Annotated in this window: 17 protein-coding genes, 1 tRNA gene and 1 pseudogene; 6 read left to right on the plus strand and 13 right to left on the minus strand. The window is 62.0% G+C overall.

Going from position 1 to position 22636, the window contains the following annotated elements; translation table 11 throughout:
* The 3 genes and pseudogenes from APH42_RS19620 to APH42_RS19630 all read left to right on the plus strand — a co-directional run.
* A pseudogene (locus APH42_RS19620) lies at nt 1-344 on the plus strand (hypothetical protein); the annotation flags it as partial.
* A 17-nt stretch (nt 345-361) separates the two neighbouring features.
* Entirely contained in the window at nt 362-1153 is a 792-nt protein-coding gene (locus APH42_RS19625) for a TSUP family transporter (protein WP_060494060.1), read from the plus strand.
* Between the two features lie 8 nt (nt 1154-1161).
* Entirely contained in the window at nt 1162-2007 is an 846-nt protein-coding gene (locus APH42_RS19630; protein ID WP_060494061.1) for an alpha/beta hydrolase, read from the plus strand.
* Between the two features lie 10 nt (nt 2008-2017).
* On the opposite strand, the gene APH42_RS19635 is transcribed toward APH42_RS19630, so the two are convergent.
* The gene (locus APH42_RS19635; RefSeq protein WP_060494062.1) at nt 2018-2827 is read right to left on the minus strand and encodes a helix-turn-helix transcriptional regulator; all 810 of its coding nucleotides are present in this window, start codon (nt 2825-2827) and stop codon (nt 2018-2020) included.
* 178 nt (nt 2828-3005) lie between these two features.
* Between APH42_RS19635 and APH42_RS19640 the strand changes: the two genes are divergently transcribed.
* Both APH42_RS19640 and APH42_RS19645 read left to right on the plus strand, forming a co-directional pair.
* Nucleotides 3006-4448: a sodium:alanine symporter family protein gene (locus tag APH42_RS19640; protein WP_060494063.1), complete on the plus strand. Its 1443-nt coding sequence runs from the start codon at nt 3006-3008 to the stop codon at nt 4446-4448.
* A 71-nt stretch (nt 4449-4519) separates the two neighbouring features.
* Nucleotides 4520-5509: an asparaginase gene (locus APH42_RS19645; protein ID WP_060494064.1), complete on the plus strand. Its 990-nt coding sequence runs from the start codon at nt 4520-4522 to the stop codon at nt 5507-5509.
* Nucleotides 5510-5533: 24 nt separating this feature from the next.
* Here APH42_RS19645 and APH42_RS19650 read toward each other — a convergent pair.
* From APH42_RS19650 to APH42_RS19695, 9 genes are all read right to left on the minus strand, one after another.
* Nucleotides 5534-5629, minus strand: a tRNA-Sec gene (locus APH42_RS19650).
* A 6-nt stretch (nt 5630-5635) separates the two neighbouring features.
* A complete protein-coding gene (selB, locus tag APH42_RS19655; protein WP_060494065.1) occupies nt 5636-7555 on the minus strand; it encodes a selenocysteine-specific translation elongation factor in 1920 nt (639 codons plus the stop codon).
* Entirely contained in the window at nt 7552-8979 is a 1428-nt protein-coding gene (gene selA, locus APH42_RS19660; RefSeq protein ID WP_060494066.1) for an L-seryl-tRNA(Sec) selenium transferase, read from the minus strand. Before selA ends, selB begins: the two co-directional genes overlap by 4 nt.
* 96 nt (nt 8980-9075) lie before the next feature.
* Nucleotides 9076-9996 carry a formate dehydrogenase accessory protein FdhE gene (gene fdhE, locus APH42_RS19665; RefSeq protein WP_060494067.1) on the minus strand — a complete coding sequence of 307 codons (921 nt, stop codon included), beginning with the start codon at nt 9994-9996 and terminating at the stop codon, nt 9076-9078.
* Nucleotides 9997-10000: 4 nt separating this feature from the next.
* Nucleotides 10001-10657, minus strand: a complete 657-nt coding sequence (locus tag APH42_RS19670) for a formate dehydrogenase subunit gamma (RefSeq protein WP_012270261.1) — start codon at nt 10655-10657, stop codon at nt 10001-10003.
* The gene (gene fdxH, locus APH42_RS19675) at nt 10654-11604 is read right to left on the minus strand and encodes a formate dehydrogenase subunit beta (RefSeq protein WP_012270260.1); all 951 of its coding nucleotides are present in this window, start codon (nt 11602-11604) and stop codon (nt 10654-10656) included. The genes APH42_RS19670 and fdxH overlap by 4 nt, the downstream gene beginning before the upstream one ends.
* A complete protein-coding gene (gene fdnG, locus APH42_RS19680; RefSeq protein ID WP_156352837.1) occupies nt 11604-14672 on the minus strand; it encodes a formate dehydrogenase-N subunit alpha in 3069 nt (1022 codons plus the stop codon). Before fdnG ends, fdxH begins: the two co-directional genes overlap by 1 nt.
* Nucleotides 14673-15003: 331 nt before the next feature.
* The gene (locus APH42_RS19690; protein WP_003255446.1) at nt 15004-15549 is read right to left on the minus strand and encodes a single-stranded DNA-binding protein; all 546 of its coding nucleotides are present in this window, start codon (nt 15547-15549) and stop codon (nt 15004-15006) included.
* 9 nt (nt 15550-15558) lie between these two features.
* Nucleotides 15559-16953, minus strand: coding sequence for an MFS transporter (locus APH42_RS19695; protein WP_012270241.1), 1395 nt, complete (start codon nt 16951-16953; stop codon nt 15559-15561).
* A 129-nt stretch (nt 16954-17082) separates the two neighbouring features.
* Here APH42_RS19695 and uvrA point away from each other — a divergent pair, with 129 nt between their 5' ends.
* Nucleotides 17083-19917, plus strand: coding sequence for an excinuclease ABC subunit UvrA (uvrA, locus tag APH42_RS19700; RefSeq protein ID WP_012270240.1), 2835 nt, complete (start codon nt 17083-17085; stop codon nt 19915-19917).
* A gap of 72 nt (nt 19918-19989) precedes the next feature.
* Here uvrA and bfr read toward each other — a convergent pair whose 3' ends face one another.
* From bfr to rplQ, 3 genes are all read right to left on the minus strand, one after another.
* Nucleotides 19990-20454, minus strand: a complete 465-nt coding sequence (gene bfr, locus APH42_RS19705; RefSeq protein WP_003257116.1) for a bacterioferritin — start codon at nt 20452-20454, stop codon at nt 19990-19992.
* A gap of 163 nt (nt 20455-20617) precedes the next feature.
* Nucleotides 20618-22057: a catalase gene (locus APH42_RS19710; protein WP_060494069.1), complete on the minus strand. Its 1440-nt coding sequence runs from the start codon at nt 22055-22057 to the stop codon at nt 20618-20620.
* A gap of 171 nt (nt 22058-22228) precedes the next feature.
* On the minus strand, nt 22229-22615 hold the full coding sequence (gene rplQ, locus APH42_RS19715; protein WP_003255451.1) for a 50S ribosomal protein L17: 387 nt from the start codon (nt 22613-22615) through the stop codon (nt 22229-22231).
* Nucleotides 22616-22636 lie beyond the last annotated feature (21 nt).

The following is a 22636-nucleotide window of genomic DNA, read 5'->3' on the forward strand; positions in this document are numbered from 1 at the left end:
TTGCTGACGGAAAAGGCAAAGCAGGTGAAGCAGTTTCAATGCTTCAGTTCGAGCCTAACGGTGGCTTCTCTGTACGCTTCAACAGTTACCGCTTCAGTTTGAATGAGCGTGCTTGCAGCGCTGCAGCACGCGCGTTCAGTACTTTTCGGAAAATGCTGAGTAGCGTACAACCACTGGTGTTTGTCTTGCAGCCCGACCGTGCATTGTTAATCAACAACAGCAGAGCGTTGCACGGTCGCCAGACAGTTGAGGACAACCGGCGCCTTCTCCTTCGTCAATTCGGATACTCCCCCTTCGCAGCACCGTTGGTACTTGTTGAGGATCCGCTGCTGGTGCGTGGCTGATTAGCGAAAAATACCCAATGATTGAAATCGATTTAACGCTTGTCCTGATACTGGCACTCGTCGCACTCACGGCCGGCTTTTTCGACGCTATCGCCGGAGGCGGTGGCCTGATCACGCTCCCCGTACTGTTCATCGCCGGTATAGAGCCCTTGGCGGCAATTGCCACTAATAAATTCCAGGCAGCTTCAGCGACGGTTTCGGCTACTTGCGCCTTTGCCCGCAAAGGCATGATCGACTGGAGACGAGGCAGCTCGATGGCGGTCATGTCGTTTATTGGCGGCGCTCTGGGAGCCTTGTCGATAACGTATGTGCCCAAAAGCCTTTTACAGGCATGCGTCCCCCCGCTGCTGATCCTGATAGCAGCCTACTTTGCCTTTAGTCCAAGCCCGAATGAACAAGCGCGCAAGGCGAAGATGTCGACTAGCCTGTTTTGTGTGGCGGTTACACCGTTCATTGGGTTTTATGATGGAGTATTTGGCCCTGGCGTCGGCTCGTTCTTCATGCTGGCCTGCGTAATTCTCTTGGGCCAGCACTTGATACAGGCCGTGTGCACCAGCAAGCTTTTGAACGCAGCCTGCAACCTGGGCGCACTGTCAGTCTTTTCACTCAGCGGAGCGATTATCTGGTCGCTGGCGCTGGCAATGGCGCTTGCCGCCTTTCTGGGCGCGCAATTGGGTGCACGCTGCGCAGTTCGTTTCGGCACGAGGCTCATAAGGCCGCTGCTGGTCAGTGTCTGCATCCTCATGGCACTCAAATTACTGCTCGACACGAGCAATCCACTCGGCGAGTGGCTTAACCTGTTACTTTAGAGGGCACCATGCACTTGCAAACGGGATCTTCTCAGCGCCTGAAATGGCAGTTTGACGAACCCGCCCCAGGCAAAGAACTTTTCATCGACGAAGTATTCGGAACCTACCAGCAACAGGCCCGATTGCTGGTACCCGATATCGAGCGCGCAGGGCCTGCATTCGTCCTGGGTGGCGCGCGCTCCGACTTTACCCGGCTCAACCCCCTGCTCTATCGCTTGCAAGCCGCAGGCATAGGTTCGCTCACTGCTAATCTGTCAGGCCATAGCCTTGCCAGTGAACCTGGTGCAGCTTCGCCTTCACTGGCTACGAACCTTGATGAGGCACGACGCTTCCACGCGCATATCGCACCTCAATGCCGAACGATAATTGGCCACAGCCTGGGCGCGGCAATTGCGCTGAAACTTGCAGCACAATTGCCGCAGGTGAACAGCATCGTGCTGGTCTGCCCAGCAGTCTATCCAGACCATGCTCACCAGGCCCCCTTCGGTCCGGCATTCACAGCCGCCATCAGAAAACCCTATGGCTTTCTCGATTGCGACAGTTACGCCTTCCTCAAGCAGTTCCAAGGCAGAGTGCTGATGGTGATAGGCGAATATGACGGGCTCAACTCACAGCGATTCGGCAAAGGCCCAGGCACCAGCGCAGGCAGCCTGTGGCTGACCGGCGCCGAGCGCTACAGCCCGATTCCTGAGGAGGTCACCCAGGCCCTGATGCAATCAGTTGCAGCCGCGCGTTTGCAATGCGTGTTTCTTACAGACTGCGACCATGGCATCGCCGCCCATTTACGCAGTACGCCAGCGATTGCGGATCAGGTTGCGAGCGCCGTGGAAACCTTCATCCTCGAAGACGCCTGACCGTAGGCAGTTACTCGATTTCAAACAAACCGTTACTCAGTGGCCTCACGCTTAGCCGCTCACGTACATCATCATCGATACGCGGATCATCCGGCCGGTACAGTTTCACTTGCCGGTAAGCATTGATGCGATTGATCTCCTCACCCAGGTACTCCCACACCACCCTGGTGCAGGCCGGGTTGCGCCGGTCGCCGCTGGACACACCGGCCTTCAGGCCGTTCAGGCGAGTGATTCGGCTTTTGAAGCTGGGGATGAGGATGGTCTGGCTCATTTCGTTGAACGTCAGCGACTCGTAGTCGATGAGGAACAAACGGTCCTGCAGCTGGAACGCCGCCCCCAGATAACGGCAACGCACCTCGGCATGCTGGTCAGTGGCGCTGGAGCGCTCCTGACGCTCCTGGCGCTCGAACAGGAAGCGGCCACGCTCCTCCCACAGGTGCACCAGTGACACCAGGATCGTGCCCGGCACCGACATGCAGTTGGAATACTCGAAGTAGTAACCGCAATAGCGCGACAGGTTGCCGGCATGATCGTGCAGCGGGCGGAACAGTTCACTGATCGGGTCGCTGGGCTGCTCGGCCAGAATCGACACCCGTGCGCCAATCAGCCGGGCAAACTGCTCGGCCGGCAGGTTCAACTCGTAATCCTCAACGCCGAAGAAATCGCCGATGCGCTTCAGGTTGAAAGCCGTCGGACGGCTCTGCCCGCTCAGGTACTTGTTGAACTGTGCGCGGTTGATCGACAGCTGGCGGCAAACTTCGGAAATAGAGCGGTAATGGCTGCAGGCCAGCTTGAGGTTGGTAGCGAAATGATCGCTCATGTGCGTAATCCAGGTGACGCGAATGACGCCATTGTAGCATCAAGTCGCATCAACTCAGAGCAATCCGCGAAATTGTAACCACTCTTGTCATAGCCAACCATGCGCCCCAACGAATAGCGGTGCGCCTGCCGTCCGCTGGTCTTTCCACACGAAGAATAAGAATCGAGGTCATTTTCCAATGCTCGAAGTAATCAACGATTTCCTTTCGGGGAAACTCCTCATCGTGCTGATCGTAGGGCTGGGTAGCTACTTCACCCTCCGCTCCCGGTTCGTCCAGTTCCGCCATTTCGCCCATATGTTCAGCGTGTTCAAGGAATCGCTGCGTGGCCAGGCAGGCCAGCTGAGCTCCTTCCAGGCGCTGATGCTGAGCCTGGCCGGCCGCGTAGGTGCCGGTAACATCGCTGGTGTCGGTATCGCTGTGACCCTGGGTGGCCCAGGTGCCGTGTTCTGGATGTGGGTCACCGCACTGGTGGGTATGTCCAGCAGCTTCTTCGAATGTACCCTGGCCCAAGTGTACAAGCGCGCGGATGGCGATGGCCTGTACCGCGGTGGCCCGGCCTACTACATCCAGCACGGGCTGAAGCTGAAAAGCATGGCCATCGTGTTCTCGATCCTGCTGCTGGTCACCTACGGCTTCGCCTTCATCGGCCTGCAGTCTTACACCGTGACTCACTCGCTGCAGAACGCCTTCGCCTTCGACCCGAAACACACCGGTATCGTCCTGGCCGTGCTGCTGGCCGTCACCTTCATCGGCGGCATCAAGCGTATCGCTGCGGTGTCGGACCTGCTGGTGCCGGTCAAGACCCTGGCCTACATCGGCGTGACCCTGTACGTGATCGGCACCCAGATCGAACATGTGCCGGCCATGCTTGAAACCATCTTCAAGAGCGCCTTCGGCCTCGACCCGGCCTTCGGTGGCCTGCTCGGCAGCGCCATCGTCATGGGCGTCAAACGTGGCGTATTCGCCAACGAAGCGGGCCTGGGCAGTGCGCCGAACGTGGCGGCCGTGGCGGCCGTGAAACACCCGGGTGCGCAGGGCGTGGTGCAGGCTTTCAGCGTGTTCCTCGACACCTTCGTGATCTGCACCTGCACCGCACTGCTGATTCTTCTGTCGGGCTTCTACACCCCTGGTTTCGAGGGCGACGGCATTGTCCTGACCCAGAACTCGCTGGCCGCCGTGGTGGGTGACTGGGGCCGCGTGTTCGTCAGCGTGGCGCTGTCGCTGTTCGTGTTCACCTGCATCCTCTACAACTACTACCTGGGCGAGAACAGCCTGCAGTTCCTGAGCCGCAACCGTGTGGTGCTGATGGTGTTCCGTGGCCTGGTGCTGGCGTTGGTGGTTTGGGGGTCGATGCAAGACCTGTCGACTGTGTTCGCCTTCGCCGACATCACCATGACTTGCCTGGCCTTCGTCAACCTGGTCGCCCTGGCCCTGCTGTTCAAGGTCGGCCTGCGCGTCATGCGCGACTACGACGACCAGCGCAAGGCCGGTGTGCATCAGCCAGTGTTCGACTCATCTAAGTTCGCCGACCTGGACCTGGACCGTAATGCCTGGCCTGCCAATCCGCAGGTGGAAACAGCCGCTGACAAAGCAGCCGGCCAAGCTCAGCCGCAGCGCTGATATCCTCCCTGCCCAGCCGCCCCTTCCGCGGGCGGCTTTTCTTTCTCCGCTCACCGCTACGGATGCTTGCCATGCGTGCAGTAAAGAATCTTCTCGTTCTCTATACCGGTGGCACCATCGGCATGCTCGAAACCCCGGAAGGCCTGGCGCCGGCCGGTGGCTTCGAAGCGCGGATGCGTGAACACTTTGCCCAGATGGCCGATGCACCCAAGCTGCAATGGGCGCTGCAAGAGCTGAACCCGCTGCTGGACAGCGCCAACATGCAACAGCACAACTGGTTGGCGATGCGCGATGCCATCGTCGAAGCCGTGGATGTTGCAGGCCATGATGGCGTGTTGGTGTTGCATGGCACCGACAGCATGGCTTACAGCGCTGCAGCGTTGTCGTTCCTGTTGCTGGGCCTGCCCGTACCGGTGCTGTTGACCGGCTCGATGCTGCCTGCTGGTGCACCGGGTAGCGATGCCTGGGCCAACCTGTGCGGCGCATTGCGCCAGTTCGAACAAGGCCTGGAAGGTGGGGTGCATCTGTACTTCCACGGCCAACTGCTGCATGGCTGCCGGGCGTCCAAGCTGCGCAGCGAAGCGTTCGATGCCTTTGCCGCTCTACCGCGCCATCGGGGTGGTGAGCGGGCCTCGGCGATTCCCGCCGAACTTGGCTACATGCATCCACGCCAGCCGGTCAACCTGGCCGTAGTGCCGGTGTTCCCAGGGCTGCAGGCCGAGCACTTGCAGGGGCTGATCGACAGCGGTGTACAAGGGGTTCTGCTGGAGTGCTATGGCAGCGGTACGGGTCCATCGGATGACCAAGCGCTGCTTGATGTGCTGAGCGCGGCACGCCAGCGCGGCGTGATGCTGGCGGCTATCAGCCAGTGCCCAGAAGGCTCCGTGGTGTTCGATACCTATGCGGCAGGTAACCGCTTGCGCGGGGCCGGCCTGATCAGTGGTGGCGGCATGACCCGTGAGGCAGCGCTGGGCAAGATGGTTGCGCTGCTGGGGGCTGGGTTGGATGTCGAAGCCGCCGAGCAGTGGTTTGCGCTGGACCTGTGTGGGGAACGGGCGTAGAAGCGGCCTTGGTACCCAGAAAAATGGCGGAAGGCAGCGGGAGTCGAACCTGCCCGGGAACGGCTGCCGTCCCCAACCGGGTTTGAAGCCCGGCCGCGCCACCGGGCGCGATTGCCTTCCTTGAATTCAGTGCCTGGCCTGCTGTTGGGCCAGGGCGCTGTCGGCGCGGATGTGACGCTGGTCGGCCACCCTCCGGGTCAGGCCGATGCGGTCGAAGTACTCCAGAATCTGCACACTGCGCTTGCGACCGATGCCCAACATATCGCGAAACGCGGCAACCTGCACTATTGGCGTTTCGCGGGCCTGCCCCAGCAGCAGCTCTGCCATGCGCTGTAACGTCGCCTCTGGGTAGAACAGGTCACGCACCACCTGATGCACCAAGCCCAGCCGAGCCAACTTGCGCAGCAACAGGCGCACATCGGCTTCGGCGCAACTCTCCTCACTCGCCAGCGTCCGGACCCAGGGTGGATCGTATTGCCCTGCCAGCAACCTGGGCTGCAAACGTGCCCACAATGCACTGTCGGCTTCGCTCAACTGCACCTTGTGATCGGGCAGATGCAGCCAGGGCCCGCTGCTGGCCAGGGCGCCGTTTTCGAGCAATTCATCCAGCAGGCTGACGAACGCCGGCCGTTCCAGGGGCAAGGCTACGAAGCGGCGCAGGCGGTCACGGTCCGGGCCGAGCTGGTCGGGCTCTTGCTCATGGAAACGCGCCAGTTGCGCCAGCACCTGCTGCTTGAGCGCCTGCCATTGGGCGTTGGCGAACAACAGTTGGCCCTGCCGCGTAGCCACCAGTACATCCTTCGGCAAATGCCAGGTTTCGCGCAGGCGATTGAACTGCCGCTCTAGTCGCTGTGGGTCGATACCGGCCGGGGCGCTGGCGAGCAGCGCTGGCAGCGCCTGCTCCAGATCCACGGCATCACGCAGCACCTGCAACTGCCGTAGGCGCTCATCGGTGCGGCGTTGGCGGCTGGGGGCGAACGGGTCGAGCACCTTGCCGCCGCCCAGTGTGCGCTGGGCACGTTGGTCGCGCAGCACCAGGCGGTCGCCGTGCACCGCTTGCAGCGGCGCATTCAGCAGCAACTGGGCAAACGTGCGTTGGCCGGCCGCCAGGCTTTGGCCTTCAAGCAAGGCGACCCTGGCGGTTACATCCTGGGTGCCAAGGTGCACATGCACGGCGCTGAAGTGTTCGAAGGTATGCGTTTCGCCCGGCAACAGGTTCAGCTCGATATCCACCCTTACACTGGGTGCGTGCAACCATTCGGGTACCAGCCAGTCGCCCCGGTGCACCTGCTCCACGGTCAGGCGCTCGGCAGCGATGTTCAGCGCCACCCGCTGACCCGCCTCAGCCACCAGCGCGGCCTGGTTCTGTGCATGCAGGCCACGCACGCGCACCGGCTTGCCGGCCTTACCCAGCAACAACGTATCACCAGCACTGACCCGCCCGGCCAGTGCCGTGCCGGTGACCACCACACCGGCGCCGGTAACCGCAAAGGCACGGTCGACGGCCAAGCGAAAGCCACCGCGCGCACTCCGTTGTCGCACACCTGCTTCGGCTTCCAGCAGCGCCTGACGTAGCGCTTCGATGCCTTCCCCGCTGATGCTCGACAATGGGAACTGCCGCGCCCCGGCATACGGCCCAGGCGCCAGCAGTTCACTAACTTGTATCTGCACCTCGGCCAGGCGCGACGGCTCGACCCGGTCGCACTTGCTGATCGCCACCAGGGCCTGGGAAATGCCCAGCAGTTCGATGATCGCCAGGTGCTCACGGGTCTGCGGCATGACCCCATCGTCGGCAGCCACGACCAACAGCACCAAGTCGATGCCATGGGCGCCGGCCAGCATGTTGTGGATAAAACGCTCGTGGCCCGGCACATCGATGAAGCCGGTCAACGGCGCGCCTTCACTCAACGCCGCGTAGCGATAACCAAGGTCGATGGTCATGCCACGGGCGCGCTCTTCCTGGCGTTGGTCACCGGCCTGGCCGGTCAACGCCTGCAGCAGCGCGGTCTTGCCGTGATCAATGTGGCCGGCTGTACCAACGATCACTGCACCGGCCCCAACTGCAGGGCTGGCAATTGAGCGAGCCACTGGGCTTCGTCATCCAGTTGGCGCAGGTCCAGCCAGAGGGCATCGTCGTCGAGGCGGCCCAACACCGGCACCGGGAGGTCGCGCAGGGCTCGCTCCAGCACATGCAGGCTGCGCCCGCGCAACTTCTTCGACACCTGCGGGCGCAGACACAGTGCAGCGCTGGGCAAGCGCGCCACCGGCTGGCTGCCACTGCCGATCCTGCCCAAAGCAGGCGCTACGCTGACGGCCCATTGCTCGCCGAGGTGCGCCTTGACTTCAGGCGCCAGACGCTCGGCTTGGGCTTGGATCTCGGCCTGGCTACGGGTCAGCAGACGCAGGCTGGGCAGGCGCTCGGCCAAGCGGTCAGGGTTGCGGTACAGCGCTAGGACCGCTTCGAGTGCGGCGAGGGTGATCTTGTCGACGCGCAGCGCACGCTTGAGCGGGTTTTTCTTGATCCTGGCGATCAAGTCCTTGCGGCCGACAATGATCCCGGCTTGCGGCCCGCCCAACAGTTTGTCGCCACTGAAGGTGACGATATCGGCGCCGTCGGCCAAGGCCTGGCGTACGGTCGGCTCGGCGGGCAGGCCCCAGCGGGTAAGGTCGAGCAAGCTGCCGCTGCCCAAGTCTTCAAGCAGCGGTAGGTCACGTTGGTGGGCGATGCTCGCCAGCTCGGCCGTGGGCACCTGGGTGGTGAAGCCCTGGATGCTGTAGTTGCTGCAATGCACGCGCATCAGCAAGCCGGTACGTGGGCCGATGGCGGCCTCGTAGTCGCGGGCGTGGGTGCGGTTGGTAGTGCCGATCTCGTGCAGCTTCACGCCGGCACGGGCCATGATGTCGGGGATGCGGAAGGCGCCGCCGATCTCGATCAGCTCGCCACGAGAGATGATGCCCTCCTTGCGCGCGCCCAGGCTGTTGAGCGCCAGTAGCACGGCGGCGGCATTGTTGTTGACCACGGTGACGGCCTCGGCGCCGGTCAACTCACGGATCAAACCCTCGATCAAATCGTCACGGTCGCCGCGCTTACCGGTAGCCAGGTCAAATTCCAGGTTGAGTGGATAGCGGGCGGCAGTCTGCATGGCCTCGATGGCCGCTTCAGGCAACAGGGCGCGACCGAGGTTGGTGTGCAGCACAGTACCGGTGAGGTTGAACACGCGGCGGACCTGGCTGCGTTGCTGAGCGGCAAGGCGTTCGCCCGTGCGGCCCAGGAGGATTTCGGGGGCCAGTTCGGCGGGGGTGAGCTCACCGTTGCGGACAAGGTTGCGCAGGTCGTCGAGCAATTGCCGCAGGGTGGCCAGGACGCCTTCGCGACCGTGGCGGTCGATCAGCGGAAGGCAGGCCTGGTGGCGCAGGAGGGTATCGATTGAAGGCAGGCGTGGGGTGTCGCTGGCGAGGCTGGAAGACATGCGGTACTACCTTGGCTAATCCGGTGTCTGTACTGGCCTCTTCGCGGGCCGGCCGCGAAAAGGGCAACTCGAAACGTCAGTGTAGACACTTACCCTCTACCCAGGTGCGAGCATCAAGTTGGGTGCCAGGCGATGAAAACCCTCCTCGTCCAGGCGCATATCCAGCGCCAGGCTGGCCAGGTCGTCGGCCAGCGGCTCGGCCGCCGCATCGTTCTCCAGGTAGTTCTGTTTCAGGTAGCTTTCGCACCCTGGGCAGCATTCGGCGCGCAGCGGCGCCTTGCCCGGGGCATGGCGGTCATCCTCGAGGCTGGTGTAGCGCAAGTCCTTGCTCGACTCGCAGTACACACATTTAACCCGCACCACATGCCATTCACAGGCACACAGCGAACACGCCAGGTAACGCAAGCCATTGTGCTTGCCACGGTTGCGCACCACCCCGGCCATCGCCGGCGAACCACAGGCCGGGCACTGGGCCAGGCTGCCGGCAGGTTTGAGCTCAGGCGCCGGCAACGCCAGCAACCAACTGGACCAGGCCGCCTGAAGCGCAGCCCCGAGGAACGGCACCAATGCTGCCGGCACCGCGTCGTACTGGCCAGCTAGCAAAGCGATGCCCCAGCCCTTGCGTTGTTCGTCATCACTGCCGCGCAGTACCTGCAGCGCCTCACCCAGCGGGCCGCTGGTTTCTCCGCTCAATTGCTGTAGCAGGGCCTGCAGCCAGACCAACCAAGGCCCCTCACGCACCAGGCTGTCAGCCGCCAACGGCGGCAATCCATGACTTATGCACAGGCGCTGACGCTCCTCGGCCACCGGCATGCCGCCGGGCGGGTTATCCACAAGCTGTTGCTGGATGCGGCACAACCGTGCGACCAGTTTCAGGTAGTCGCCAAGGGCGTTGCCCTCGACCAGGTGCTCAAGGCGCAAGGCGCGCAGCTCGAACAGATTGGCGGGGGGCAGGTGCAGAAACGGCGGCGTCACTGCCGACGCTTCGATCTGCCCGGGTTCAAGTATCGTGCTCAAGCGCTCATCCTTCTTTTCGTCCGTGATTGCCCGGCGTCTTGTCGCCGGTCACGTCGCGGTACCACAACTCATGGTGCTTGCGTGCCCAGGCGCGGCTGACCCAGCCATGCAGCATGGCGCCGATCGAGCCCTTGATCCAGATACCGGCGTAGATGTGCACGATGATGCTGAGGATCAGCACGAACGCCGCCAGCGCATGCAGCAGCGCAGACAGGCGAATGGCATCGATGCCGAACCAATGACTGAAATAGGCGCGCCAGATCACCACACCACTGACCAGCAGCACCAGCATGCACACCAGCAGGGTCCAGAACAGCAGCTTCTGCCCGGCGTTGTATTTGCCGATCGGCGGCACGCCATCTTCACGATTGACCATCACCCGATCGATGCGGCGCAGCCACAAGCGATCGTTGGCGGTGATGAAATTAGCCCGCCAGAAACGAATCACCAAGCCGAGGAAAAACACGAACATCGCCACCCCCATGAACGGGTGCAGTATGCGTGTCCACGGCCCGCCGCCGAACAGGTGGCTAAGCCAGAACAGCGCCGGATGGAACAGCGCCAGCCCGGAAAGCCCGGCCATGAAGAACAGGATGGCGACGATCCAGTGGTTGGTCCGCTCGTTGGCGTTGTAGCGCAGGATGGGTTTGTTGTCGCTCATGGCCGCTGCTCCCCTTGCCCACCGGGCTGCTTCGGATCGTAGACATGCACCGCCGGGTCCACCTGGTGGACGCTGTCATCGGGCGCCGTGGGGTGCTCATCGTCCTCTACCCGCTGTGGCCCGACCCGTACGTAATGGAAGAACCCGGCCAGCACCGCCGCGCCCATCGCCAGCAGCGCCAACGGCTTGGTGAAGCCCTTCCACAGGCCCACCAGCGGGCTGATCACCGGCTGGTCCGGCAGGCCGGCGTACAGCTTCGGCGTGTCGGCATGGTGCAGCACGTACATCACGTGGGTACCACCGACCCCGTCAGGGTCGTATAACCCGGCCTTGTCGTAACCCCGTGACTTCAGGTCGACGATGCGCTCGGCAGCGTGCACCTTCATCTCGTCCTTGCTGCCGAACACGATCGCCCCAGTCGGGCAGGTTTTCACGCAAGCCGGCTCCAGGCCCACGGTCACGCGGTCGGAACACAGGGTGCACTTGTATGCTTTGTGGTCCTTCTGCGAAATGCGCGGGATGTTGAACGGGCAGCCGGTGATGCAGTAGCCGCAGCCGATGCAGTGATCCTGGTTGAAGTCGACGATACCGTTGGCGTGCTTGATGATCGCCCCTGGGCTCGGGCAGGCCTTCAGGCATCCTGGGTCGGCGCAGTGCATGCAGCCATCCTTGCGGATCAGCCACTCCAGGTTGCCGTCGTCGCGCTCGTGCTCGGTAAAGCGCATCAGCGTCCAGGTCTCGGCAGTGAGGTCCTGGGGGTTGTCGTAGGTGCCGTGGTTGTGGCCCACCTCGTCGCGCAGTTCGTTCCACTCCGAGCACGCCACCTGGCAGGCCTTGCAGCCGATGCACTTGGTGGTGTCGATCAGCTTGGCGACCTCCTGCTGCTGGCGTACCGAGGACGGCACGGTGGTGGTGGCCGAGCGGGCGATGATGTCTTGGCTGGCCATCAGAGTTTCTCCACTTTGACGAGGAACGACTTGGACTCTGGGGTCTGCGTATTGCCATCACCGAGGAACGGCACCAGGGTGTTGGTCAGGTAGCCATGCCGGGTAGCGCCGGTGAACCCCCAGTGCAGCGGGATGCCGATCTGGTGCACGGTCTGGTTGTTGACCTGCAGCGGACGAATCCGCTTGGTCACCACCGCCACCGCGTCGATATGCCCACGCTTGCTCGACACCCGCACTCGGTCGCCAGCCTTGATGCCTTTCTCGTTGGCCAGCACCTCGCCGATCTCGACGAATTGCTCGGGTTGGGCAATGGCGTTGAGCCGGCAGTGCTTGCTCCAGAAGTGGAAGTGCTCGGTCAGCCGGTACGTGGTCGCCGCATAGGGAAACTCGTCGTGCGTGCCGAGGGTGTCCCACACCGAGTCGAAAATGCGCCCGGCCGGGTTGCTGGTGGCCTTCTTGTTCTGCGGGTGCAGCGGGTTGATGCCGATTGGCGTTTCAAATGGCTCGTAGTGCTCGGGGAACGGGCCTTCGGCCATCTTGTCGATGGCGAAGAAACGCGCCACACCTTCGGGGTTCATGATGAACGGGTTCATGCCCGCCTCGGGCGGCGAATCGACCTTGAAGTCCGGCACGTCGGTGCCGGTCCAGGCCTTGCCGTTCCACCACACCAGGCGCTTTTTCTCCGGGTCCCACGGTTTGCCTTGCGGGTCGCTGGAGGCACGGTTGTAGAGGATGCGGCGGTTGGCCGGCCAGGCCCAGGCCCAGTTCTGCACCTGGTGCATGCCGTATGGGTCGCTGTTGTCGCGACGGGCCATCTGGTTGCCCTGCTCGGTCCAACAGCCAGCAAAGATCCAGCAACCGGATGCCGTGCTGCCGTCGTCCTTCATCTGGGCAAAGCCCGACAGCTGCTGGCCGGCCTTGAGCGTGGCGCCGGTAGTGTCGGTAAGGTCGGTGACCGCCCAGCCGTTCATTTCCTTGGCCAGTTCCTCTGGAGACGGCTCGTCAGGAATCTTGTACGGCCAGCTGATGTTCATCATCGCGTCTGGGTAGGCGCCGCCTTCAGCCTGGTAGCGTTGGCGCAGGCGCAGGAACAACTCGCTCATGATCTGCACATCGGTACGGGTCTCGCCCGGCCCGTCGGCGCCCTTCCAGTGCCACTGCAGCCAACGGCTGCTGTTGACCAGCGAGCCGTCTTCCTCGGCGAAGCAAGTGGTGGGCAGGCGTATCACTTCGGTCTGGATGTTGGCCGTGTCGACATCGTTAAACGGCCCGGCGTTGCGCCAGAACTCCGAGGTCTCGGTGGCCAGCGGGTCCATGATCACCAGCCACTTGAGCTTGCCCAGCGCCGCCGTGACGCGGTTCTTGTCCGGCAGCGCGGCGATTGGGTTGAAACCCTGGCACATGTAACCGTTGACCTTGCCCTGGCCCATCATCTCGAACATGCGCAGCACGTCGTAGGCCGGTACGTCGAGCTTCGGCAGCCAGTCATAGCCCCAGTTGTTTTCCGCCGTGGCGTTGGCACCGTACCAGGCCTTCATCAGGCTGACGTGGAACTTGCCGTAGTTCTGCCAGTACGACAGCTGCCCAGGACGCAGCGGCTTGGAAGCGCGTTTGTCGATATAGGTGGCGTAATCCTGCTCGGCATCGCCGGCCAAGGTCAGGTAACCCGGCAGCGAGTTGGACAGCAGGCCGAGGTCGGTCAGGCCCTGGATGTTGGAGTGCCCCCGCAGGGCGTTGACCCCGCCACCCGGCATGCCGACGTTGCCCAACAGCAACTGGACCATGGCTGCACTGCGGATGATTTGCGCACCGATCGAGTGTTGCGTCCAGCCCAGTGCATAGAGAATCGTCATGGTCTTGCCCGGTGCCGAGCATGTGGCGATCTCTTCCCAGACCTTCATCATGGCGTCCTGCGGCATGCCACAGGTCATGCTCGCCAGTTCCGGGGTATAGCGGCTGTAATGCTGCTTCATCAGCTGGAACACGCAGCGCGGGTGCTGCAGGGTCGGGTCGACCTTGGCATAGCCGTCCTCACCCAGCTCATAACCCCAGCCGGACTTGTCGGCGTACACACGCTTGGCTTCGTCGTAGCCGCTGAACAGCCCATCCTCGAAGCCATAGTTCTCTTTGACGATGAACGACACGTCGGTGTAGTTGCGCACGTACTCGTGCTGGATCTTGTCGGTGCTCAGCAGGTAGTTGATCAGCCCGCCCATGAAGGCGATGTCGGTACCGGTGCGAATTGGCGCGTAGTAGTCCGCGACCGAAGCGGTACGGGTAAACCGCGGGTCGACCACGATCAGCCGCGCCTTGTTGTGCGCCTTGGCCTCGGTCACCCACTTGAAGCCGCACGGATGCGCTTCTGCTGCGTTGCCACCCATCACCAGGACCAGATTCGCGTTGGCGATATCGGACCAGTGGTTGGTCATGGCGCCACGGCCGTACGTCGGGGCAAGACTTGCCACCGTCGGGCCATGTCAGACACGTGCCTGGTTATCGAACCCCAGCATGCCTGTTGCGCGGACGACCTTGTGGGTCAGGTAACCAGCCTCGCTGGAGGCAGCGGAGGCAGCCAGAAAACCGGTGGTTAGCCAACGGTTGACGGTTTGCCCCTGGGCGTTTTTCTCGATGAAGTTGGCGTCGCGGTCCTGCTTCATCAGGTCGGCGACGCGGTCGAGCGCCTCGTCCCAGCTCACCCGCACCCACTCCTTGCTGCCCGGCTTGCGTACCTCGGGGTACTGCAGGCGGCTCGGGCTGTGGATAAAGTCCAGCAGGCCGGCGCCTTTCGGGCACAGGGTGCCACGGTTGACCGGGTGGTCGGCGTCACCTTCGATATGGATGATGTTCTGTTTGACGTTCTTGCCTGCATCGCCCTGGCTGTACAGGATCAGGCCGCAGCCGACCGAGCAGTAGGGGCAGGTGTTACGCGCTTCTTTGGTGTGCGCCAGCTTGAAGTGACGCACCTGCTCGGCGAAGGCCGGCGTCGGGGCCATGCCCAACGCCGCCAGGCTCGAGCCTCCAAGGCCGACAGCGGCGACCTTGAAGAATTGCCGACGGTTGAGGTCCATCGTGCACTCCTGATCAGGTGGTGGACGCGCGGAACATGGCCGGCGCCTCTTGGTAGTCACGGTGGCGGTTTTGACGGCCGCCAATAGATAAGACTAGTCAAGAATCGAGAAGGTGCGATGACTTGAGTCAGGAGTTAAGGCACCTGCCTCAGCGTTTTTTGTGTCTGTGAAATCGAGCGGCGTTCGAGCGGCGCTCGATTTCATAGCGGTGCCGATGCTGCGACAAGCAACGTGTGGCATTCACCTTTCTATTGGCATGCCCCGAAAGCAATAAAAAACCCAGGGCAACTGCCCTGGGTTTCTGGTCTTGCTAGACGCCTGACTGTTCTGATCAGAACGGAATATCGTCATCGAAGCTGTCGAAGTCAGCGGCCGGCTGCGGTGCAGGCTGCTGTGGCGCTGGGCGCTGAGGGGCCTGTTGCGGGCGCTGGGCCTGCTGACGAGGCGGAGCCTGGTTGTACTGCTGCTGTTGGCCACCACCGTAGTTGCCACCCCCCTGGTTGTAGGGGTCACCGCCCTGCTGCTGGCCCTGCGGACGACCGCCAAGCAGCTGCATGGTGCCGTTGATGTCGACGATGATCTCGGTGGTGTAGCGCTTGATACCGTCTTTTTCCCACTCGCGGGTCTGCAGCTTGCCCTCGATGTAGCACTGCGAACCTTTGCGCAGGTACTCGCCGGCGATTTCGGCAACCTTGCCGAACAACGACACACGGTGCCACTCGGTACGCTCGACCTTCTGGCCCGACTGCTTGTCGGTCCACTGCTCGCTGGTAGCCAGGCTCAGGTTGGTCACGGCGTTACCGTTGGGCAGGTAGCGGACTTCGGGATCCTGGCCACAGGTGCCGACCAGAATGACTTTGTTAACCCCACGGGCCATAACGTTCTCCTAGGCTTCGCACGCCGAAGAGGCTGGATTCACCAGTCGCTCGAGGGTCGCACGGTCCAAAATTTTCGTATCCAGTTTGATATAGATGGCGGCCTCTTCTGCCACCACCACAGCGTCGGTCACACCCGGCACGGCCATCAGGCGCTCGGTCAGGCCGGCTTCACGGACTGCTTCGGGCGTCAGCGGCATACGCAGGCTGGTCACATACGGCGGCTCGTTCATGCGCAAGGCGACGATCAGCCAGATGGCACACAGCACCGCGCAACCAAGGAACACCGTGTCCAGCCCACCGTGCTGGAACAACCAGCCACCGAGGATTCCGCCCAGTGCCGCACCGAGGAACTGGCTGGTGGAATACACCCCCATCGCCGTCCCCTTGCCACCGGCAGGCGACACCTTGCTCACCAGCGAAGGCAACGAAGCCTCCAACAGGTTGAATGCGGTAAAGAATACCACGGTGCCAATCACCAGTCCGCGCAAACCGTCAGCCCACTCCCAGAAGTATATCTCTGTCAGCAGCAGGACACTGACCGCGCCAGCCAACACGCGTTTCATCTTGCGCTTTTTTTCGCCGTAGATGATGAACGGGACCATTGCAAAAAATGAGATGAACAGCGCGGTCAGGTACACCCACCAATGCTCTTCCTTGGGCAGGCCGCCACGCTCGACGAAGGCCAGCGGCAGCGCGACGAAGCTGGCCATGAGGATGGCGTGCAGGATGAAGATGCCCACGTCCAGGCGCAGAAGGTCCGGGTGGCGCAGGGTTGGGCCGAGTGCCTTGCGGGCCACACCCGACTCGCGGTGCTGCAGGATGCTGTGGGTGTTGGGCACGACGAACGCGATCAGCGCTATGCCAACCAGGGCAAGCCCTGCCGTGGCGAAGAACAAACCTGACAAACCAAAGGCACTTGTCAGCAAGGGGCCGACGACCATGGCGACAGCGAACGACAAGCCGATGCTCATGCCAATCATGGCCATGGCCTTGGTCCGGTGTTGTTCGCGGGTGAGGTCGGACAGCAACGCCATGACTGCGGCAGAAATCGCCCCGGCGCCCTGCAGGATGCGCCCGGCAATCACGCCCCAGATGGAGTCGGCCTGGGCTGCCAGCACACTGCCGAGGGCGAAGATCACCAACCCCAGGTAAATCACTGGACGACGGCCAATGCGGTCGGAAATCATCCCGAATGGAATCTGCAGTACCGCCTGAGTCAGGCCATAGGCACCAATGGCCAGGCCGATCAGCGCAGGTGTGGCGCCGGCCAGGTCCATGCCGTAGGTGGCCAGTACCGGCAAGACCATGAACATGCCCAGCATACGAAAGGCAAAGACCAGGGCAAGGCCGCCAGCGGCGCGGGTTTCGCCGCCACTCATGCGCTCGTTGTGGGTGTCGTGCATGGATTAACCTCGTGTGAACCGGCGGCGATTCTATCAGTCCGACAGCTTGACGGCATCTACGCGACGCTTTGCCGCGTCATACTGGCGCGCCGTATACTTCCTTGTTTATGCCCGCCGAGCGAGGCCGCAGTGGACAAGATCCTGATTCGTGGGGCACGTACCCACAACCTGAAGAACATCGACCTGACCCTGCCCCGGGACAAGCTGATCGTGATCACCGGCCTGTCCGGTTCCGGCAAGTCGTCCCTGGCGTTCGATACCTTGTACGCCGAAGGCCAACGCCGCTACGTCGAATCGCTGTCGGCCTACGCCCGGCAGTTCCTGTCGATGATGGAAAAGCCCGACGTCGACACCATCGAAGGCCTGTCGCCGGCGATTTCCATCGAGCAGAAGTCGACCTCGCACAACCCGCGCTCCACGGTCGGCACCATTACCGAAATCTACGACTACCTGCGCCTGCTGTACGCCCGAGTCGGCACCCCCCGCTGCCCGGACCACGACATCCCGCTGGAGGCGCAAACGATCAGCCAGATGGTCGACCTGGTGCTGGAGCGCCCGGAAGGCAGCAAGTTGATGCTGCTGGCACCGGTAGTGCGCGAACGCAAGGGCGAGCATCTGGCGGTGTTCGACGAACTGCGGGCCCAGGGCTTCGTGCGGGCCCGGGTCAACGGCAAGCTCTACGAGCTCGATGAGCTGCCCAAGCTGGACAAGCAGAAAAAGCACAGCATCGATGTGGTGGTGGACCGCTTCAAGGTCCGCGCCGACCTGCAGCAGCGCCTGGCGGAGTCGTTCGAGACCGCCTTGAAGCTGGCGGACGGCATCGCTCTGGTGGCGCCGATGGACGACGAGCAAGGCGAAGAAATGATCTTCTCCGCGCGCTTCGCATGCCCGGTGTGCGGCCACGCGATCAGCGAGCTGGAGCCGAAGCTGTTTTCCTTCAACAACCCGGCCGGTGCCTGCCCGACCTGCGATGGCCTGGGGGTAAAACAGTTCTTCGACACCAAGCGCCTGGTCAATGCCGAACTCACCCTTGCCGAAGGCGCGATCCGCGGCTGGGACCGGCGTAACGTGTACTACTTCCAGATGCTCGGCTCGCTGGCCGCACATTATGGCTTCAGCCTCGAAGAGCCATTCGGCGAATTGTCGGCCGAACACCAGAAGGTGATTCTGCAGGGCAGTGGCAAGCAGAGTGTCGACTTCAAGTACCTCAACGACCGTGGCGATATCGTCAAGCGCTCACACCCGTTCGAAGGCATTGTGCCAAACCTGGAGCGCCGCTACCGCGAAACCGAATCGGCCACCGTGCGTGAAGAACTGGCCAAGTTCCTCGGCACGCAACCTTGCCCAGATTGCCGAGGTACACGCCTGCGCCGCGAGGCACGCCATGTATGGGTGGGCGAAAAGACCCTGCCAGCCGTCACCAACCTGCCGATCGGTGAAGCCAGCAACTACTTTGGCGAGCTGACCCTGACCGGACGCCGTGGCGAAATCGCGGCGAAGATCCTCAAGGAGATCTGCGAGCGCCTGCAGTTTCTGGTCAATGTCGGCCTCGACTACCTGACCCTGGACCGTAGCGCTGACACCCTGTCAGGTGGTGAAGCACAACGTATCCGCCTGGCTAGCCAGATCGGCGCGGGCTTGGTGGGGGTGATGTACATTCTTGATGAACCGTCCATCGGCCTTCATCAACGCGATAACGACCGCTTGCTGGCCACCCTCAACCACTTGCGCGACCTGGGTAACACGGTGATCGTGGTGGAACACGACGAGGACGCCATTCGCCTGGCCGACTACGTCGTCGACATCGGCCCAGGTGCCGGTGTGCACGGTGGGCAGATCGTCGCGGAGGGCTCGCCACAGGAGGTCATGGACCATCCCGATTCGTTGACGGGCAAGTACCTGTCCGGGCGCAAGAAGATCGCCGTACCGGCCAAGCGCACGCCGCGCAACAAGAAACTGCAGCTCAAGCTCAAGGGCGCGCGAGGCAACAACCTGCAGAACGTCGACCTGGAAATCCCGGTGGGCCTGATGACCTGCGTGACCGGGGTGTCCGGGTCGGGCAAATCGACGCTGATCAACAACACCCTGTTCCCCTTGGCCGCCACCGCCCTCAATGGCGCAAGCAGCCTGGAAGCCGCACCGCATGGCAGCATGGACGGCCTGCAACACCTGGACAAAGTGGTGGACATCGACCAGAGCCCGATCGGCCGCACCCCGCGTTCCAACCCGGCGACCTACACCGGTATCTTCACGCCGATCCGCGAGCTGTTCTCAGGGGTGCCGGAATCGCGTTCACGTGGTTATGGCCCAGGGCGCTTCTCGTTCAACGTCAAAGGCGGCCGTTGCGAGGCCTGTCAGGGCGATGGCCTGATCAAGGTGGAAATGCACTTCCTGCCGGACATCTACGTGCCGTGCGACGTGTGCAAGAGCAAGCGCTACAACCGAGAAACGCTGGAGATCAAGTACAAGGGCAAGAACATCCACGAGGTGCTGGAAATGACCATCGAGGATGCCCGCGAGTTCTTCGATGCGGTACCGGCGCTGGCGCGCAAGCTGCAAACGCTGATGGATGTGGGCTTGTCGTACATCAAGCTGGGGCAGTCGGCAACCACGCTGTCCGGTGGTGAAGCGCAGCGGGTGAAGCTGTCACGCGAGCTGTCCAAGCGCGATACCGGCAAGACCCTGTACATCCTCGACGAGCCGACCACGGGCCTGCACTTCGCCGACATCCAGCAGTTGTTGGACGTGTTGCATCGCCTGCGCGACCACGGCAATACCGTGGTGGTGATCGAGCATAACCTGGATGTGATCAAGACCGCCGACTGGCTGGTGGACCTGGGACCCGAGGGTGGCTCCAAGGGTGGGCAGATCATTGCCTGCGGCACGCCGGAAGAGCTGAGCGAGATGAAACAGTCGTACACCGGCCATTACCTGAAACCGCTGCTGGAGCGGGACCGAGCCTGACTGCCGCCGATGCAATGAAAAAGCCCCTGGTACCGTTGGTGCCAGGGGCTTTTTCTTGAGTCTGTGGATAACTTACATCTGCGACTGCAGGTAGTTTTCCAGGCCGATGGCCTTGATCAGGCCCTGCTGCTTCTCCAGCCAGTAGGTGTGATCTTCTTCGGTATCGGCCAACTGTGCACGCAGGATGTCACGGCTGATGTAGTCCTTGTGCAGTTCACACAGCTCGATACCTTTGCAAAGCGCGCCGCGCACCTTGTACTCGAGCTTGAGGTCAGCCTCGATCATTTCCGGTACGGTGCTGCCGACTTCCAGATCGTCCGCACGCATGTCGGGGGTGCCTTCAAGCATGAGGATGCGACGCATCAGAGCATCGGCGTGCTGGGTCTCTTCTTCCATTTCGTGGTTGATGCGCTCGTAGAGCTTGGACAGGCCCCAGTCTTCGTACATGCGCGAATGAATGAAGTACTGGTCGCGTGCCGCCAGTTCGCCCTTCAGCAGCGTGACGAGGTAGTTGATTACGTCCGGGTGGCCTTGCATCGCCCTGATTCTCCATGTGAAAACGACTATGCCACATAGTGTGAACCAGCTTTTGCCTGCGGTCACTGAAAAACGCGCAATTAGACGCAAAAAATCGGTTAAACAGTAGTGATATTCATTGAAAAACCGCCCAAATGAGGGCGGTTCTGCTTATCACTTAGAGTTAGGCGAGATGGACGCCCAACGCCTTGGCAATCCCTTCGCCATAGGCCGGATCGGCCTTGAAGAAGTACTGCAACTGACGCTGAATCACGTCCTCGCTGACACCCACCATGGTACCGGCGATGTTGCTGATCAACAGGGCTTTCTGCTCAGCGTTCATCAAGCGGAACAGCGCGCCGGCGTGGCTGAAGTAGTCGGTGTCCTCACGGTGATCGTAACGGTCCGCCGAACCGTTCAAGGCCAGCGCTGGCTCGGCATGGCGTGGCGACTGCTTCGGCGCATCAGCGTGGCTATTGGGCTCGTAGTTTGGTGCACTGCCGTAGCTGCCGGTGGCCATGGAACCGTCGCGCTGGTAGCTATTAACCGGGCAGCGAGGCGCATTCACCGGCAACTGCTGGTAGTTGGTGCCCACGCGGTAACGGTGCGCGTCGGCGTAGGCGAATACACGGCCCTGCAACATCCGGTCCGGCGACAGGCCGACCCCTGGCACCATATTGCTGGGCCCGAACGCTGCTTGCTCGACTTCCGCGAAGTAGTTGAGCGGGTTACGGTTGAGCTCCAGCACGCCCACCTCGATCAGCGGGTAGTCCCTCTGCGACCAAGTCTTGGTCACGTCAAAGGGGTTCTCGTCGCGACTCGCAGCCTCGGCTTCGCTCATCACCTGGATACAAACCGTCCAACGCGGGTAGTCGCCACGCTCGATCGCTTCGAACAGGTCGCGCTGGGCGTAGTCCGGGTCAGTACCCGCCAGGCGCGCTGCTTCTGCCGGAGCGAGGTTCTTGATGCCTTGTTGGGTCTTGAAGTGCCACTTCACCCAAGTACGCTCACCCTTGGCATTGATCAGGCTGTAGGTGTGGCTGCCGAAGCCGTGCATGTGGCGATAGCCATCCGGGATACCACGGTCGGAAAACAGTATGGTGACCTGGTGCAGCGCCTCAGGGGAGTGGGACCAGAAGTCCCACATCATCTGGGCATTCTTCAGGTTGGACTGCGGGTGGCGCTTCTGGGTGTGGATAAAGTCCGGGAACTTCAGCGGGTCGCGAATGAAGAACACGGGCGTGTTGTTGCCAACCATGTCCCAGTTGCCTTCTTCGGTGTAGAACTTGACCGCGAAACCACGCGGGTCGCGCTCGGTATCCGCAGAGCCACGCTCGCCACCGACAGTGGAGAAGCGCAGGAAGGTCTCGGTCTGTTTGCCGATCTGTTCAAACAGCTTGGCGCTGGTATAGCCGGTAATGTCGCGGGTAACAGTAAAGGTGCCATAGGCGCCCGAGCCCTTGGCGTGCACACGGCGCTCAGGAATGTTCTCGCGGTTGAAGTGGGCGAGTTTCTCGATCAGGTGAAAGTCGTCGAGCAACAATGGGCCACGCGGGCCGGCGGAGCGGGAGTTCTGGTTATCGGCTACTGGCGCACCGCTGGCGGTAGTAAGAATCTTGCTCATGGGCTCTCCTTATCGGTCTTCAAGCGCCGGCTAATCGGCTTGGAGAGAGTATTGACGAGCAAGGTTACAGGGACAAATTCATTACATGACTTGAATCAATAGAAATAAACAATGTACGTAGAAACAAAAAACCGGGCACTAGGCCCGGTTCTTTGTAGCAGACAGAACGTCTTACTCAGCAGCTTCTACAGCACCGCCGACCGGACGATCAACCAGCTCGACGTACGCCATAGGCGCGTTGTCGCCAGCGCGGAAACCGCACTTCAGGATGCGCAGGTAGCCGCCCTGACGGGTGGCGTAACGCTTGCCCAGGTCGTTGAACAGTTTGCCAACAGCGGACTTCGAACGGGTACGATCGAAGGCCAGACGACGGTTAGCAACGCTGTCTTCCTTGGCCAGGGTGATCAGCGGCTCGGCAACGCGGCGCAGTTCCTTGGCTTTCGGCAGGGTGGTTTTGATCAGCTCGTGCTCGATCAGCGACACTGCCATGTTCTGGAACATAGCCTTGCGGTGAGAGCTGGTACGGCTCAGGTGACGTCCACTTTTACGATGACGCATGATTCATTCCTTACCAAACAC

It is taken from the genome of Pseudomonas sp. NBRC 111140 (genome assembly GCF_001320885.1).
Taxonomy (GTDB): domain Bacteria; phylum Pseudomonadota; class Gammaproteobacteria; order Pseudomonadales; family Pseudomonadaceae; genus Aquipseudomonas; species Aquipseudomonas putida_P.

What these genes read in the sequence shown, in the direction of transcription:
- APH42_RS19625 (WP_060494060.1), top strand. Translation starts at nt 362, where the DNA reads ATGATTGAAATCGATTTAACGCTTGTCCTGATACTGGCACTCGTCGCA.
- APH42_RS19630 (WP_060494061.1), top strand. Translation starts at nt 1,162, where the DNA reads ATGCACTTGCAAACGGGATCTTCTCAGCGCCTGAAATGGCAGTTTGAC.
- APH42_RS19635 (WP_060494062.1), bottom strand. Translation starts at nt 2,827, where the DNA reads ATGAGCGATCATTTCGCTACCAACCTCAAGCTGGCCTGCAGCCATTAC.
- APH42_RS19640 (WP_060494063.1), top strand. Translation starts at nt 3,006, where the DNA reads ATGCTCGAAGTAATCAACGATTTCCTTTCGGGGAAACTCCTCATCGTG.
- APH42_RS19645 (WP_060494064.1), top strand. Translation starts at nt 4,520, where the DNA reads ATGCGTGCAGTAAAGAATCTTCTCGTTCTCTATACCGGTGGCACCATC.
- selA (WP_060494066.1), bottom strand. Translation starts at nt 8,979, where the DNA reads ATGTCTTCCAGCCTCGCCAGCGACACCCCACGCCTGCCTTCAATCGAT.
- APH42_RS19670 (WP_012270261.1), bottom strand. Translation starts at nt 10,657, where the DNA reads ATGAGCGACAACAAACCCATCCTGCGCTACAACGCCAACGAGCGGACC.
- fdxH (WP_012270260.1), bottom strand. Translation starts at nt 11,604, where the DNA reads ATGGCCAGCCAAGACATCATCGCCCGCTCGGCCACCACCACCGTGCCG.
- APH42_RS19690 (WP_003255446.1), bottom strand. Translation starts at nt 15,549, where the DNA reads ATGGCCCGTGGGGTTAACAAAGTCATTCTGGTCGGCACCTGTGGCCAG.
- APH42_RS19695 (WP_012270241.1), bottom strand. Translation starts at nt 16,953, where the DNA reads ATGCACGACACCCACAACGAGCGCATGAGTGGCGGCGAAACCCGCGCC.
- bfr (WP_003257116.1), bottom strand. Translation starts at nt 20,454, where the DNA reads ATGCAAGGCCACCCGGACGTAATCAACTACCTCGTCACGCTGCTGAAG.
- APH42_RS19710 (WP_060494069.1), bottom strand. Translation starts at nt 22,057, where the DNA reads ATGAGCAAGATTCTTACTACCGCCAGCGGTGCGCCAGTAGCCGATAAC.
- rplQ (WP_003255451.1), bottom strand. Translation starts at nt 22,615, where the DNA reads ATGCGTCATCGTAAAAGTGGACGTCACCTGAGCCGTACCAGCTCTCAC.